Consider the following 15,742-nt stretch of genomic DNA (forward strand, 5'->3'; position numbering starts at 1 on the left):
GTTCTGCTTTTTTATGTTTTTGTTATCAATATTGTTTCAAATCTACCAATGTAGCAGTTTATCAATTTACCAATAATTGTTACATTGGTAGATTATTAGATTGTTACATTGATTGGGCGTGTCCCTCACTCGTTCATTCCGCTTCGCTGCATTCACTCATTCGGGTCGGGCTATTCATTGCAAGTCCTCGCTCATCCGCATTTTTCCATTCGCTTGCTGTGGGCTTTTCATTACTATCCCTCACGCAGATAATTAGTGTGCAAAATTACGAAAAATTTTTGAGATGAAAAAGATTTTTAATACAGAATAAATAGGGAAGTGCATCGTGTAAATTTTTATATAAAAATTGTAATTGGTATTTTTATAACAAAGGCGCAAATAATTCTTTAATACAATTTTTTTTATCTGCAATAAAATTTAACCTTCCATAATTGTTGAAAATGTTTTCACACAAAGTGAAGTCAAAGTGTTTCCAACAAGAATTCTTTCAAAAAAGTTTTAAAAGTTTTATTAATGATAAAATAAAAAACCACGATTTCAGTAAAATCGAGGTTTAAAATATATAATAATAAGTCTTAATTAAGATTTAATAAATTCTAATAAATCTCTATTTATCGTTTCATGTTCTGTAGTCGGCATTCCGTGTGGAAAGCCCGGATAAGAAATCAGTTTTCCGTTTTTCAATAAAGTAGCAGCAACTTTACCYGTCGTTTCAAATGGAACAATCTGATCGTCTTCACCATGCATCACCAAAACAGGAACATCTACACTTTTCAGATCTTCAGTAAAATCGGTTTCAGAAAAAGCTTTGATACAGTCGAAGTGCGCTTTGATAGAACCATTCATTCCCTGTCTCCACCAATTTCTTTGGATACCTTCCGAAATATCTGCACCTTCTCTGTTGTAACCGTAAAAAGGGAAAGTAAGATCTATGTAAAACTGCTGTCTGTGATTTGCCGTATTATTTCTGATGTCGTCAAAAACCGACATCGGTACACCATTCGGATTATTTTCATTCTGAACCATGATCGGAGTAACTGCGCTTACCAAAACAGCTTTTGCCACTCTGCCTTCACCGTGTTTAGCAACATATCTGATTACTTCACCACCTCCTGTAGAATGCCCGATATGAATTACATCTTTTAAATCTAAAGCTTTTACAATTTCTGCAACATCAGAAGCGTAAGTATCCATGTCATGTCCGTAAGGAGTCTGTTCAGATCTTCCGTGACCTCTTCTGTCGTGAGCAATTACTCTGTAACCCTGCTCAAGGAAGAAAAACATTTGTGCATCCCAGTCATCGCTTGATAATGGCCATCCGTGGTGAAAAAATAAAGGTTGTCCTTTTCCCCAGTCTTTGTAAAAAATCTCTGTTCCGTCTTGTAATTTGAGTGTACTCATTGTTTATTTTTTAATGGTTAATAAAATAAAGATCTGTTCCTTATTTCTAAAGCAAAGGTAAAACGAAAATTCTGCTCTGGTATTGATCTACATCAAAAATTAAAAAATATTTAATTAAAAATTTCTGAGTCATTTAGACGATAAATCTGATTCTTCATTATTGAAAACAACAAAAACCTCAAATTACTTTGAGGTTATATAATCTTCAATCCCGAAAGGATTTTAATGAATTATTTAGCTGGTTTCTTAGGACTCATCATCATAATCATTCTTTTACCTTCAAGCTTAGGCAATTGGTCAACTTTACCAACGTGCTCCAGTTCCTGAGCAAGTTTTAAAAGCAAGATTTCGCCCTGATCTTTAAAGATAATAGAACGTCCTTTGAAAAATACGTATGTTTTCAGTTTAGAACCTTCTTCCAAGAACTTTTCAGCATGTTTTTTCTTAAACTCATAATCGTGCTCGTCAGTCTGAGGCCCGAAACGGATCTCTTTTACGACAACCTTGATCTGTTTTGCTTTAAGCTCTTTCTGCTTTTTCTTTTGCTCGTATAAAAACTTTTTATAGTCTAATATTCTTGCAATAAAAGGCTCGGCTTTATCTGAAATTACAACTAGGTCTAATTCCTGCTCTTTAGCAATCTGTCTTGCTTTATCGATAGGATATACACCCGGTTCTACGTTATCGCCCACCAAACGAAGTTCTCTTACGCGAATCTTATCGTTGATCATGTGTGCATCCTCTTGTACAGGACGTCTTTGTGGGCCTCTGTTGTTAAATCTTTGTGCTATTGTATTAAATTTTATTGGTTAACTTTCTATTTTTTAAATCATCATTACAGGCAAATTTTACTTATAGTAATGACTTTTTATTTTTTTTGATTTAAGCCTGATACTCAAATCCTGTTTTTGATGCTTCTTTGAAGTAAGTTACAAAATCGTTGATATTCATTACTCCAAGATCGCCTTCGCCACGTCTTCTTACAGAAATTGTGCCATCTTTTTCTTCATTTTCTCCCACTACCAACATAAATGGAATCTTTTTCAATTCTGCATCACGAATTTTTTTACCCGTCTTCTCATTTCTGTCGTCAATTAATCCGCTAATATCGTGATTTTCTAAAAGTTGTGAAACTTTTTTAGCATAATCTACATATTTTTCACTGATCGGCAATATAGTAAACTGATCCGGAGCCAGCCATAATGGGAAATCTCCGGCAGTGTTTTCTAATAAGATCGCAATGAAACGTTCCATAGATCCAAATGGTGCTCTGTGAATCATCACCGGTCTGTGCTTTTCGTTATCGCTTCCGATGTAAGTAAGATCAAATCTTTCCGGTAAATTATAATCTACCTGAATTGTTCCTAACTGCCATTTTCTACCTAAAGCATCTTTCACCATGAAATCTAATTTAGGACCGTAGAATGCGGCTTCACCATATTCTGTAACGGTATTCAAACCTTTTTCGGTTGCAGCAGTTACAATTGCATTTTCTGCTTTTTCCCAATTTTCGTCGGAACCGATGTACTTTTCTTTATTATCAGTATCTCTCAAAGAAATCTGAGCCGTAAAGTCTGCAAAACCTAAAGAACCGAAAACATAAAGAACCAAATCAATCGTTTTCTTAAACTCGTCCATCAACTGATCCGGAGTACAGAAAAGGTGCGCATCATCCTGAGTAAAGCCACGAACTCTTGTTAAACCGTGAAGCTCACCACTTTGTTCATATCTGTAAACTGTACCAAATTCTGCATATCTTTTTGGTAAATCTCTGTAGCTCCATTGTGAAGTTTTGTAAATCTCACAGTGATGCGGACAGTTCATTGGCTTCAGCATAAATTCTTCTCCTTCATTCGGAGTTTTAATCGGCTGGAAGCTGTCTGCGCCGTATTTATCCCAGTGTCCTGAAGTTACGTATAATTCTTTAGCTCCGATGTGTGGAGACATTACAAACTCGTAACCGCCTTTTTTCTGAGCTTCAGATAAGAAATTTTCTAATTTTTTTCTCAAAGCAGTACCTTTTGGCAACCAAAGCGGTAAACCAGCACCTACTTTTTCCGAGAAAGCAAAAATTCCTAATTCTTTACCTAATTTTCTATGATCTCTTCTTTTAGCCTCTTCTAATAACTCAAGATATTCTGTAAGTTCTTTCTGTTTTGGGAAAGAAATTCCATAGACTCTTGTTAACTGAGGGTTTTTCTCATTTCCTCTCCAATATGCTCCTGCTGCATTTAAAATCTTTACTGCTTTTACAATTCCTGTATTCGGAATGTGACCACCACGACAAAGATCTGTAAAGTTATCGTGTGTTACAAAAGTAATTTCTCCATCATTAAGATTAGAAATCAATTCTACTTTGTAAGGGTTGTCTGCATATGTTTTTAAAGCTTCTTCTTTAGAAACCGGGTATAATGAGAATGTTGATCCTTTTTTAGCATTTTCTAAAACTTTCTTTTCGATTTTGTCGAAATCTTTTTCAGATAAAGTTTCATCACCGAAATCTACATCGTAATAGAAACCGTTTTCGATGGCAGGACCGATCGTTAACTTAGCATTCGGATAAAATTCAAGGATAGCCTGCGCCAAAAGATGGGCAGAAGAGTGCCAAAAGGCTTTCTTACCAAGATCATCATTCCAGGTCAAAAGCTGTACGGTAGAATCTGTGGTTATAGGCGTGGTAATTTCGACTTGTGTGCCGTTTACAACTGCGGAAATGGTATTTCTAGCCAATCCCTCGCTTATAGATTTTGCCACATCCAAAGGAGTAGTAGCTCCTTCAAATTCTCTGACGCTATTGTCTGGAAGTGTAATTTTTATCATTGTTTACTAAGAAATTTTAAGATGCAAAAATACGCTTTTTTTACGTCTTTAAGAAATCGCAGCACGATAATTCACAAAAAATATAATTTATTTTAAATTTTTCCGTTAACTCGGAGTTGTTTCTAAACGCAAAGCCACGCAAAGATTCTTTTTTGCCTTTATTTCTGCATATTTTTTTTAAGTTCGCAAAGGCGTTCTACTTAGCAAAGAATACAAGGAATAATTCTTTGAATAATTCTTTTATTTTTTAAAATAACTTGAGTAGGATATGATTTCTAAATCGCAAAGTCAAACAAAGAGATTCAATAATATAATCTTTAATATTTAAAGGAAAACAAAGGCGCTACACTTAACAATGAAATACCATTTTTTGATATCTTCCAAAAATTCAAATTCACAATCATCTTTAATTTGGTAAATCTTGAAAATCTGCTGAAAACTGCAGCCCGACCTGAACGGAGCTCATTTTTTGCATTGTGATAAACTTTCTATTGAAAACTGAAATTCTTGCAAAAAATAGCGGGAGTGGAGGGCGGAAATTGCTGCCATAAAAAATACCAAGCTTTCACTCGGTATTATCTGTTTTTCCTGATTTGTTGTTTTGAGAAGATTTTTGAACGTCTTCTTTATCAACATCGGAGGGGTTTTGTTTTTGTGAAGAAGCCGGAATATCGCGGAAGTCTTCGTTTTGCTTTTTGGTTTCTGCGGAATTGGCAGATTCTTTCTTTTTGTTATCGTCTTTTGAATCCATAATTTTGAATTTTTAGAGTCCAAGAACGCCGATTTTACCGGTCTGATCTTCTATCTTATAATTCAAAGCCTTTGCCAAAACAAAAATATTATTAAGATTTTCCATCAATTGCTGATGTCCTTCACTTCGTAATTTGTTCTGATCAACTGATTTTATGGCTGTTTGCTTAGCCTTATTCTGCACATTTTTAATGTCTTTTTCTGAAATCCTGTTGATAAAAGAATCGTCTACCGACTGAATTTCTACACTCGGCGTAATCCTAATATCAGCATTGGGAAGCTCTTTAATGATGAGTTTTTTATTGATAGAATCGACTTCTATTTTCATCTTGTTCAGATCGTAAGAAACCTGAGCGTTGGTTTTGGTATAAGTAATGATGCTGTTGCTCGTCATTTCTTTACCGAGAAATTCGTAACCGAATTTGGTTTTCTGCATGGCCGAAAAATCCTGTTCCAAAACGACCATTTTATTCATCTTGGAAATCTGATTGGTCAGAATATAATAATCTGACTTTTCAGTTTTTTCGCTCATTTTAAAGCAAGACCTGAAACTGAAAAACAGAATCAGCATTAAAAGAATTCCCGCAATAAACGGAATAATAAATTTTAGATTTCTCAATTTTCTTTTTTAAATATTTCTCTCAAAACCGACTTGTCATCTTTTTTCAAGATTTCTACAAGATCTCTTTCTACATACCCTGTAGTCGGCATTTCTATGATTCTTCCAATTTCATTGCCATATTTTTCTACAATGATTGTGGGAACTTTAGAAACATTATACTTAACACGGCTCTTTTACAAACTGCTCTTTAAGCTGGTGACCCAAAAGCATTTTTCCGTCATTGGTCCTTTCTACTTCTCGGTTTACCACAACTTTTTGAGCATTAAACTGCTGCACAGCCAAGGTAAGAACTGAAAGCGTAAAAATATTGGTGATGATTTTTTTACAAATCATATTTCTATTATTTTTCATTGTATTTGTGAATCTTTGATTTCATATTTAGTTTTCTATAATTGTTTTTAAATCGGCAGGAGAGTAGTATTTGTTTTTCAATACTTTATGATCTGCTTTTCTATAAACATTGAATTTTTCTCCTGATTTCTCATAAAAAGACTCAACATCGTTTTCTTTATAAAATTCTACGGTTTCGTTTGCCTGCTCTTCATTATCACAAGCTTTAGACATATTAGAACGCTGCACTTCGTTGAATAATTCTACAAATTTATTACCCAAACCAAATTCTAAAACTGCTCCGCTCAAAACATACTGCAAATCACACAGCGCATCAGCAATCTCAACAATATTATTATCGGCGATAGCCTGTTTCAATTCATTTAATTCTTCCTGTAAAAGCTCAACTCTCAGATTACATCTTTCCTGAGAAGGAATTTGCGGTGTATCTAAAACAGGTGCTTTAAAAGTGGTGTGGAATTCTGCTACTTGGTTCAGGCTGTCAATTTTATCCATGAAATTTTTTATTTAAGGCAAATATAAAAATTAGGTTTTAGATTTTAGGAATTAGGGCTTAGGTTTTATTTAAATATTTTTTTTAGTCAGAACGAAACGAAGTGTAGTGAAGAATCTATTTTCAGTCTTAAAATAGATTTCTCCTTCGTCGAGATGACAAAGGATATTTTTTCTTCCACAAATTCTCACATTTTTCAAAGAGAATTGTATTATTTGTGAAAATATTTGTGGCATTTGTGTTTAAAAAATTTGGACAAAAAAAGACTGTTCGTTTCCGAACAGCCTAAAGATTAAGGTTTAATTGAGAGGAAATTTAGTTTTTGATGAATCTCTTGGAAATTTCGCCCACCTGAATTACGTAAGCTCCTTTTACAAGAGCGCTTACATTCACTGAGCCTTCCTTAAGTTTTCCTGAATTGATTAGTTTTCCACCCATATCGAAGATTTTATAATCTTCATTCGTCATATTTGAAACATTTAAAATATCTCTTGCAGGATTAGGATATAATTTGATATCTGTGATCAGATCTTTCGTATTAAAATCTTCACCTCTTCCTGATGATGTAATATTTAAAGTATAATCTTCCACCTGACCGTAAGTATAAGAACCACAAGAAGATGAAGGAACCGAACTGTATTGCATCATTACTCTCATTCTTGTAACTCCAAGAGTTGCTGTTGACGGAATTGTGATCGATCCTGTTACCGGGCTCGTTTGAGAACCTGTTTTTGTCCAGGCTAATTCTCCGCTGTCTGTAAAATCTCCGTCTTTATTGTAATCAATATAAACTGCGTAAGCTTCATTATATTTGGTTGAAGTCCAAACCGGAGTTACCGAAATGGCATAAGCTGTTCCTCTTGTTACATTTGTAGAAACTGAAGTAAAGTTTTCATAACCAGCAGTTCCTGTGGAAGTATTATTAATCGTTCCGAATTTTACGTTTCCAATTCTTTCGTCTGCTGTATTGGTTGATGTCGCAGAACAGTAAGTAACTGTACTTCCTGCAAGTGTAGTTACAGAAACCGTATTGCTTGAAACCGAATTGTTACCTGCCGCATCTTTTGCTTTAACGGTGAAACTGTACGTTGTAGAAGGTGTCAAACTTGATACCGTGTAAGAAGTTGAAGCTGTAGAACCTATCAACGAAGAACCTTGATAAACATCATAACCTGTCACTGCAACATTATCGGTTGCTCCGGACCAAGAAAGATTTGTGGTTGTGGAAGTTGTACCTGAAGCTGCTAAAGTTGGAGCTGATGGAGCAGTAGTATCTGTACCTCCTGAACCTGCATTTACAGTGATATTTGAATTATTGACATCAAAGAAAATATGATTAGAACCTTTTACCATAATTCTTCCTGTTGTTGTAGAAGCATTCGGAATTATCACCGCCTGCGAACCATCATTTGGAGTTCCAGAAAGTAGAGTAGTCCAAGTATTTCCGCTGTCTGTAGACCAAAGAATATCTACGTTTGCAGCATTTACTCCGTTTGCAGTAGTTCCTGCAACATTCCAGGTTACGGTTTGAGAAGTTCCTCCTGAATAAGTGGTTGCTGTATTTTGCGAACTTACACTAAATGGTCCTGCTGTACTATTTACAGTAATTACTGCATCATCAGAATTATTTCCCGAACCTCCCGCTCTGTTATCACGAACGGTGAATCTGAAATTATACGTTCTTGCTACGTTTGATAAAGCTTCTACAGTAATTTCTGAACCTGCAGTTGTTGTTGCACCCGCTAAAACAGAAGCCATTCTCGGGAAATATCTTGTAGGAGTTGTTTGTGGAGTCCATGATCTGAAAGTTGGTCCAGATGCTTTTGTAGCACTTGCAGCCGAACTTGCTCCGGTTTGAGAAGAAGACGCATTATTCATCTGTTCCCAAATGTAAGTTAAAGAATCTCCGTTAGCATCAGTTCCAGAACCTGTCAGCATAAACGGCGTTCCTTTCGGAATAGTATAATCTGAACCTGCATTTGCTGTAGGAATAGAATTACCCGTATTTGTACTTACAGGACAAGTTTTAGCCTTAATGTTATCTGTGATTTGCTGAATACTTATCGCATGAAAGAAAGAATCTGAATGCGGCTGAATATCCTGGCTTGTAATTCCCGCATAACCCATGATTGTTGATCCGGAACCTGGCTCCATATTTACACCGGTTCCTTCGTTGCTCATTGAGAATGTATGGTTTCCGCCAAACTGATGACCTAATTCGTGAGCAACATAGTCAATATCAAAATTATCTCCCGAAGGAATTGCATCTGCCGGAGAAGTATAACCGCTTCCTTTCGAACCGTTTACACAAACACAACCGATGCAGCCTGCGTTTCCACCACCGCCGGAAGCTCCGAATAAATGTCCTACATCATAATTAGCTTCACCGATTACGGAAGTTAAAGTTGACTGTAATTGAGAATTCCAATTGCTCATTCCTGAAGCTGCAGAATAAGGATCTGAGGAAGCACTTGTATAAATTACCGCATCGTTATTGGCAATTAAAACCATTCTTGCAGAAAAATCTTTTTCAAAAACGCCGTTTACACGAGTCATTGTATTGTTCATCGCTGCTAAAGCATTCGCTTTTGTACCACCAAAATACGCTGTATATTCTCCCGTACAAGATAAAGCCAACCTGAATGTTCTTAATTTCGCATCATCTGCATTGGGTCTTGCTGCAAGATTATCAATGCCTGAAACTCCTTTTTGAGCAACATCAATTACAGTACATTCAAATTTGTTTAAATCATCTTTCTTATCAGATTTTTTGTAAACGACATAGGTTGAAAGATCTTTTGTATAAGGCTCAATAAAAACCGCAGACTTGTCACCGTAAATTTCCATTGAAGACAAACCTAAGGGGGAAATACTGAAATATACCGTAGAATTTGAATCTCCCATTCCTTCACCAACATATGATTTGATTTCCGGGTATTTCGCAGCCAACTGCGGATCAAAATTGGAATTTTCTTTCACTTTGAAATTTTCCATCTTCCCGTCAGAATTTGGAAACGAAATAATCACTTCCGATTTTTCTCCGACAGCCAATCTTTTCGGCGCTTTTACCAAAGCATTTTTCAGTCCGTTAATATCTAAACTATAGATCTTCGGATTGTTGATGGTTGATTTGTTTTCAAAAATTTCTGAATTTGTTTTTGTAGAACTTTCAGACCAAAGACGGTCCGTCTGAGCGAATGAAATACCTGAAACCAGCATTCCAATCACCAATAGTTGTTTTTTCATATAGTATCTATTTTGATTTTGGAATATCAAAGCTAATGAAAAAATTATTACGAAAAACAAATTTTTTTAAGAAAATTTTAGATAATTCACCTAAAACAATATGCAATGCATTGCACATTTACTAAAAACAAATCTCTGTAAAATGAAAATAGCACACGAAAATCTCGTATGCTATTGCTTTATCTAAAATTAAAGGTAAAACCTGAAAATTTATTTTGTAATATCTCTCCCGATAACCAATCTCTGAATTTCTGAAGTACCTTCCCCAATTGTACAAAGCTTAGAATCTCTGTAGTATTTTTCTGCCGGGAAATCTTTTGTATAACCGTAACCACCGAAAATTTGAACCGCATTGTTAGAAATTCTTACACAAGCTTCAGAAGCATACAATTTTGCCATTGCACCTTCCTTCGTCATTTTTTGTTTTGCATTTTTCAGGGTAGAAGCTCTTTGGATCAACAATTCTGCAGCATCAATTTCTGTTGCCATATCTGCCAACATAAAGTTGATCGCCTGGAAATCTGAGATAGATTTTCCGAACTGCTTTCTTTCTTTAGCATATTTCAAAGCTGCTTTGTAAGCACCTCTTGCTGTTCCTAAACTTAATGCTGCAATAGAAATTCTACCGCCGTCAAGAATTTTCATCGCCTGCTTGAAACCTTCCCCAACTTCTCCCAATCTGTGAGAATCCGGGACACGAACGTTATCAAAAATAAGTTCTGCAGTTTCTGAAGCTCTCATCCCAAGTTTATTTTCTTTTTTACCTGAAGTAAAACCAGCCATTCCTTTTTCTAAAACAAAAGCTGTAGAATTATTTTTAGCTCCGATTTCTCCTGTTCTTGTCATTACTACGGCAATATCACCAGAAATTGCATGAGTAATAAAATTTTTAGCCCCGTTGATTATCCATTCGTCACCGTCTTTCACCGCAGTAGTAGACATTCCTCCAGAATCTGAACCTGTATTGTGCTCCGTCAATCCCCAAGCTCCGATTACTTTTCCGGTTGCTAACTGCGGAAGCCATTTGTTTCTCTGCTCTTCGTTTCCGAATTCGTAGATATGATTTGTACAAAGCGAGTTGTGCGCTGCAACCGAAAGACCAATTGACGGGTCTACCTGAGAAATTTCATCCAGAATAGCAACATATTCATGATAACCAAGACCAGAACCACCATATTCTTCAGGAATTACAATCCCCATAAAACCCATATCTCCTAACTGATGAAACAGCTCTTTAGGGAAAGTCTGGCTTTCGTCCCACTCCATAATATTTGGTCTGATATTCTTTTCAGCAAATTCCTTTGCTGTTTCCGCGATCATTTTGATGTTGTTAATCGTTTCTGTGTTCATATTATTGTATAGTTATGTCCCAAAGATACTTAAATTGCCGAAATACAAAAATAATTTTCAGCGAAGTTGAATTACAGTAAATAAGTAGTTAACTTTCAATAAATTAAATTTAAATTATTAATAATATATTAATGCAATTAATTGGTACTAAGTATGTTTATTTCATACATTAGCTGTCCAATTTTTTAAACATGAAAAAACTTCTACTTCCTGTATTTTTAATATCTGCTTATGCTTCAGCGCAAATTCCGGCAGGATATTATGACGGAACGGCAGGATTGACAGGATATGCATTAAAATCAAAATTGCATGATATCATCTCTGCGAAGAATATCAATTGGCATTATGGTGATTTAACGAACTATTATAACCAGACCGATTTAGATAAATACTACGATTACGGAGCAAGCAATACAACCATTTTACTGGATATATATTCTGAAAAACCTACCGGACCCGATGCTTACGAATACACAACGGCAAACATTATCGGAAGTGCAGGTGCAGAAGGACTGGGCTGGAACAGGGAACATATGATGCCACAAAGTACTTTTTACAGTAATTATCCTATGTATTCAGATTTATTCTATGTAGTTCCGACAGATGCAAGAATCAATCAGTTGAGAAGCAATTATCCTTACGGAATCGGAGGGACAACCAATCACCACACTTTTACAAATACATCAAAAATCAGCAACAGCGCAATTCCTAATTATGCTTACACAGGSCGAGTTTATGAACCTATTGATGAGTTTAAAGGAGATGTTGCCAGAAGCTTACTGTATTTTGCGGTAAGATACGAAGGAAAACTAGGAACTTTTAATTATAATAATAATGCAAATCCTGCATCAGATACCAATCCTTTAGACGGAACAGAAGAAAGAGCTTATGATCCGGCTTATATTGCAATGCTTATTCAATGGCATAACCAGGATCCTGTTTCTCAGAGAGAAATTGACCGGAATAATACTGTTTATAATTTACAGAAAAACAGAAACCCGTTTATTGATAATCCAACCTGGGTCAGCGCAATTTGGGGACAAACTCCCGATTCTGTTGCTCCTTCAGCTCCCGCAAATTTGACAGCGACTCAAAACAGCGCTTATTTTACAACGCTAAGCTGGACTCCGAGTGCAAGTACAGATGTTATCGGGTACAAAATTTACCAGAACGGAACTTTAATAGCCACAGCAAAAGGAAATTCGATCAGCATTGATCACTTAACGCCTTCTACAACATATACTTATACTGTAAAAGCTTATGACAACGGATATTTACTTTCCGGCGACAGCAATACAGTTTCGGCAACTACTTTAGCGACGGATATTTATGCTAAAGATTTAATGGTTTCAAAATATTTAGAAGGAACATCAAACAATAAAGCAATAGAAATCGTCAACAAAACGGGTCATGCTGTTAATTTGAGCGATTATCGATTGTCTATTCAATTTCCAAGCGGAACCAATTATTATTTCCCGGATCCTTATGAATTGGAAGGCATCATCCAGAATAACGAAACTTTTGTGGTACTAAATCCTGAAGCCAATTTCTCTTGTTATACTATTAATCAGGCAAAATTTGTAACGGCAGCTCCACAAATGACTTTTACAGGAAGCCAGTATTTAGAATTGAGATACAAATCTACAACCGTTGATGCAATCGGAGTTTCTGCTCAAAACAACTCTTCAGTTTTAGGAAATGTTTCCCTTTACAGAAAAACGGCCGTTAATCAGCCAACGACAACTTTCAATATTTCAGAATGGGATTCTTACGCAAGCAATTACTGCCAGAATTTAGGAACGCTCTCTGCCTCTGATTTAATTTTAGCAGAGAAAGAATTTAAAATTTATCCGAACCCGGTACATGAAAATATTTTCGTGAGCGGAAAAACTGAAAACATTCAGACTGCTCAAATCATTGACTATTCAGGAAAATTGATCTATTCAGAAGAAAATCCTTTTAAAAACAAGAAAAATATTTCTGTTCAGAATTTACAAACAGGTTCTTATTTATTGAAACTAGATGATAAGACTTATCCATTTATTAAAAAGTAGGATTTAATTTTATCAATATAAATGCTTCGACTTCGCTCAGCATGACATCGCTACAAATTAAATTCTACTTTTTTAAAAAATAAAAACAGTTAGTATTAGAAATGTCATGCTGAGCGAAGTCGAAGCATTTTTTAATTTTAAATATCATTAGTGAAATTTGTGCAAAAATTAGAGTTATTTGTGTTTAAACAACCTTGTTTTACCATATTATCGATATAAGCAGATTCACTAATAATCAATATCTATAAGTGTTTCTGCTTATATTTTTTATTTATAAGTAATTATGCTTATATTTGCAAAATGATAGCGGTCATCACTGGTGATATTATTAATTCGCAGCATGCAGATACAGAAGTTTGGATTACCAAGCTTAAAAATCTTCTCGAAAAATGGGGAAGCGCTCCCGAAACATGGGAAATCTACAGAGGCGACGAGTTTCAGTTTAAATGTAATATCGATGATGTTTTTTGGCATTTCTTAGCTATCAAATCTCTTATAAAAAGTCAGGAAAATTTAGACGTAAGAATTGCAATCGGCATTGGTCAGGAAAATTTTTCCTCCGAAAAAATTACTGAATCCAACGGTTCCGCGTATGTAAATTCAGGAAGGTTATTGAATGATCTGAAGAGCGATGGACACACTGTTTCCATCAAAACCTCCAATGAATCTATCAACCGTGACCTCAATATTTTGCTGAAATGGGCATCAAAAGATTTTGATAACTGGACGATGGCAACTGCCGAAATCATCCATGAAATGATTATGAATGAAGATATCACCCAGGAAGATCTGGCAAAGAAATTTGCTATTTCACAGTCTTCGATAAGCCAGAGACTGAAGCGTGCAAACTACGAGCTTATCGTAGAAACCAATCAATATTTTAGAAAGAAAATTTCAGAACTGTAAGATGATTTTTATTCAACTCATATTGGCACATTTACTCGGAGATTTTATTCTTCAGCCAAATTCTTGGGTTGCAGATAAGGAAACTCACAAACTGAAAAGTCCTTATTTATATTATCATATTCTGATTCACACTGTTTTAAGTTTGATATTTTTGTGGGATTTAAAACTTTGGTGGGTTGCTGTATTGGTTGGAGTTTCTCATTTTATAATTGATGCCATTAAATTAACTTTTCAAAATAATCAGACGAAAAAAAGATGGTTTTTCATCGATCAGGCGCTTCATGTAGCTGTTATCGGAGGAATTTCTCTTTGTTTTAATGAATTTAATTTTGAGTTCTTTAAAAATCAGGAATTTCTGAAAATCTTAATGGCAGCTTTGTTTTTAACAACTCCTGCTTCAATTTTCATTAAAATATTATTGTCATCGTGGACTCCGGTTACGGAAGAAGAAAGCAGTGTACAAACCGAATCTTTATCAAGTGCCGGAAAATACATCGGAATTTTAGAACGATTACTGGTCTTCACTTTTATTGTTGTTGATCATTGGGAAGGAGTAGGCTTTATGATCGCCGCAAAATCTGTTTTCAGATTCAGTGATCTGGCGCAGGCAAAACAGAGAAAACTGACAGAATATGTATTGATCGGTACATTACTAAGTTTCGGAATCGCTGTTTTAGCAGGAATTTTAACTAAATAAAAAGTAATAAATCTAACTATAACTGAAAACCTTTGATTCAAGGTTTTCTAAAGTAAAAAAAAGTAAAAAATTATGAGTCAAAAGCTAGAAATGCTGTATGAAGGTAAAGCAAAACAAGTATTTGCAACCGAAAATCCTGACGAAGTTGTCGTACGTTTCAAAGACGATGCAACTGCATTTAACGCTCAAAAAAGAGGTTCTGTAGATTTGAAAGGTGAAATGAACAATGCCATCACCACTCTTATTTTTGAATATTTAAATGAAAAAGGGATTAAAACTCATTTCATCAAACAATTAGACGAAAGAGAGCAGTTGGTAAAGAAAGTATCAATTATTCCTTTGGAAATGGTCGTTAGAAACTATTCTGCAGGAAGCATGGCTCAGAGATTAGGAGTTGAGGAAGGAATTAAATCTCCGGTAACCATCTTCGATATCTGCTACAAAAAAGACGAGTTGGGAGATCCGCTTATCAACGATCACCACGCTGTTTTCTTAGGTGCTGCAACGTACGAAGAGCTTGACGAAATGTATGAATTAACTTCAGACATCAACGAAATTCTTATTGATCTTTTTGATAAAATGAACATCATCCTTGTAGATTTTAAAATCGAATTAGGAAAAACTTCAGACGGCGAAATCATTCTTGCTGACGAAATTTCTCCTGATACATGCAGACTTTGGGATAAAGATACCATGAAGAAGTTAGACAAAGACAGATTCAGAAGAGATCTTGGTGAAGTGACTGAAGCTTACGTTGAGATCTATAATAGACTGAAAACTGTACTTAACAAGTAAAGTTTGAGAAGTTAGAAGTTAGATATTAGAATTTAGTATGAAATCGCATCGAATTGAAGATTTGAAAGTTTGGAGTAAATCAATGGCTTTAGTAAAAGAAGTTTATTTGGTTACTGCCGAATTACCAAATGAAGAAAAATTTGGTTTATTATCTCAAATTAGAAGATGTGCTGTTTCAATACCTTCAAATATTGCAGAAGGAGCAGGAAGAAATAACAAAAACGAATTTTATCAATTTCTTGGGATTGCGTTTGGAT

General features: G+C 35.2%; 14 protein-coding genes. 5 read left to right on the plus strand and 9 right to left on the minus strand.

All coding sequences use genetic code 11. From position 1 onward, the window contains the following. Positions 1-579 precede the first annotated feature (579 nt). The 9 genes from AB4Y90_RS10495 to AB4Y90_RS10535 form a co-directional block, all read right to left on the minus strand. On the minus strand, positions 580-1,401 hold the full coding sequence (locus AB4Y90_RS10495; protein WP_441557472.1) for an alpha/beta fold hydrolase: 822 nt from the start codon (positions 1,399-1,401) through the stop codon (positions 580-582). Positions 1,402-1,631: 230 nt separating this feature from the next. Next, positions 1,632-2,132 (minus strand): translation initiation factor IF-3, encoded by a 501-nt coding sequence (gene infC / locus AB4Y90_RS10500; RefSeq protein WP_441557473.1) that lies wholly within the window; start codon positions 2,130-2,132, stop codon positions 1,632-1,634. Positions 2,133-2,283: 151 nt separating this feature from the next. Next, a complete protein-coding gene (gene thrS / locus AB4Y90_RS10505; RefSeq protein ID WP_441557474.1) occupies positions 2,284-4,221 on the minus strand; it encodes a threonine--tRNA ligase in 1,938 nt (645 codons plus the stop codon). Positions 4,222-4,786: 565 nt separating this feature from the next. After that, positions 4,787-4,972 carry a hypothetical protein gene (locus tag AB4Y90_RS10510; RefSeq protein WP_441557475.1) on the minus strand — a complete coding sequence of 62 codons (186 nt, stop codon included), beginning with the start codon at positions 4,970-4,972 and terminating at the stop codon, positions 4,787-4,789. A gap of 12 nt (positions 4,973-4,984) precedes the next feature. Next, positions 4,985-5,590 carry a DUF4230 domain-containing protein gene (locus AB4Y90_RS10515; protein WP_441557476.1) on the minus strand — a complete coding sequence of 202 codons (606 nt, stop codon included), beginning with the start codon at positions 5,588-5,590 and terminating at the stop codon, positions 4,985-4,987. Between the two features lie 162 nt (positions 5,591-5,752). Continuing rightward, on the minus strand, positions 5,753-5,926 hold the full coding sequence (locus AB4Y90_RS10520; RefSeq protein WP_441557478.1) for a hypothetical protein: 174 nt from the start codon (positions 5,924-5,926) through the stop codon (positions 5,753-5,755). Between the two features lie 45 nt (positions 5,927-5,971). Then, the gene (locus AB4Y90_RS10525) at positions 5,972-6,439 is read right to left on the minus strand and encodes a hypothetical protein (protein WP_441557479.1); all 468 of its coding nucleotides are present in this window, start codon (positions 6,437-6,439) and stop codon (positions 5,972-5,974) included. A gap of 313 nt (positions 6,440-6,752) precedes the next feature. Further along, on the minus strand, positions 6,753-9,683 hold the full coding sequence (locus AB4Y90_RS10530; RefSeq protein WP_441557480.1) for a reprolysin-like metallopeptidase: 2,931 nt from the start codon (positions 9,681-9,683) through the stop codon (positions 6,753-6,755). A gap of 210 nt (positions 9,684-9,893) precedes the next feature. Then, entirely contained in the window at positions 9,894-11,033 is a 1,140-nt protein-coding gene (locus AB4Y90_RS10535; RefSeq protein ID WP_441557481.1) for an acyl-CoA dehydrogenase family protein, read from the minus strand. Positions 11,034-11,224: 191 nt separating this feature from the next. Between AB4Y90_RS10535 and AB4Y90_RS10540 the strand changes: the two genes are divergently transcribed. The 5 genes from AB4Y90_RS10540 to AB4Y90_RS10560 form a co-directional block, all read left to right on the plus strand. Continuing rightward, the gene (locus AB4Y90_RS10540) at positions 11,225-13,087 is read left to right on the plus strand and encodes an endonuclease (protein ID WP_441557482.1); all 1,863 of its coding nucleotides are present in this window, start codon (positions 11,225-11,227) and stop codon (positions 13,085-13,087) included. A 300-nt stretch (positions 13,088-13,387) separates the two neighbouring features. Further along, the gene (locus AB4Y90_RS10545; RefSeq protein ID WP_441557484.1) at positions 13,388-13,993 is read left to right on the plus strand and encodes a SatD family protein; all 606 of its coding nucleotides are present in this window, start codon (positions 13,388-13,390) and stop codon (positions 13,991-13,993) included. 1 nt (position 13,994) lies between these two features. Then, positions 13,995-14,690, plus strand: coding sequence for a DUF3307 domain-containing protein (locus tag AB4Y90_RS10550; RefSeq protein ID WP_441557486.1), 696 nt, complete (start codon positions 13,995-13,997; stop codon positions 14,688-14,690). A gap of 72 nt (positions 14,691-14,762) precedes the next feature. Then, entirely contained in the window at positions 14,763-15,485 is a 723-nt protein-coding gene (gene purC / locus AB4Y90_RS10555; RefSeq protein ID WP_441557487.1) for a phosphoribosylaminoimidazolesuccinocarboxamide synthase, read from the plus strand. Between the two features lie 37 nt (positions 15,486-15,522). Next, positions 15,523-15,742, plus strand: a 220-nt coding sequence (locus tag AB4Y90_RS10560; protein WP_441557489.1) for a four helix bundle protein, incomplete at its 3' end; no start/stop codon positions are given.

Origin of the sequence: Chryseobacterium sp. 2TAF14, from assembly GCF_052115105.1 — a bacterium.
Taxonomy (GTDB): domain Bacteria; phylum Bacteroidota; class Bacteroidia; order Flavobacteriales; family Weeksellaceae; genus Chryseobacterium.

What these genes read in the sequence shown, in the direction of transcription:
- thrS (WP_441557474.1), bottom strand. Translation starts at nt 4,221, where the DNA reads ATGATAAAAATTACACTTCCAGACAATAGCGTCAGAGAATTTGAAGGA.
- AB4Y90_RS10545 (WP_441557484.1), top strand. Translation starts at nt 13,388, where the DNA reads ATGATAGCGGTCATCACTGGTGATATTATTAATTCGCAGCATGCAGAT.
- AB4Y90_RS10530 (WP_441557480.1), bottom strand. Translation starts at nt 9,683, where the DNA reads ATGAAAAAACAACTATTGGTGATTGGAATGCTGGTTTCAGGTATTTCA.
- infC (WP_441557473.1), bottom strand. Translation starts at nt 2,132, where the DNA reads ATGATCAACGATAAGATTCGCGTAAGAGAACTTCGTTTGGTGGGCGAT.
- AB4Y90_RS10535 (WP_441557481.1), bottom strand. Translation starts at nt 11,033, where the DNA reads ATGAACACAGAAACGATTAACAACATCAAAATGATCGCGGAAACAGCA.
- AB4Y90_RS10510 (WP_441557475.1), bottom strand. Translation starts at nt 4,972, where the DNA reads ATGGATTCAAAAGACGATAACAAAAAGAAAGAATCTGCCAATTCCGCA.
- purC (WP_441557487.1), top strand. Translation starts at nt 14,763, where the DNA reads ATGAGTCAAAAGCTAGAAATGCTGTATGAAGGTAAAGCAAAACAAGTA.
- AB4Y90_RS10520 (WP_441557478.1), bottom strand. Translation starts at nt 5,926, where the DNA reads ATGATTTGTAAAAAAATCATCACCAATATTTTTACGCTTTCAGTTCTT.
- AB4Y90_RS10525 (WP_441557479.1), bottom strand. Translation starts at nt 6,439, where the DNA reads ATGGATAAAATTGACAGCCTGAACCAAGTAGCAGAATTCCACACCACT.
- AB4Y90_RS10550 (WP_441557486.1), top strand. Translation starts at nt 13,995, where the DNA reads ATGATTTTTATTCAACTCATATTGGCACATTTACTCGGAGATTTTATT.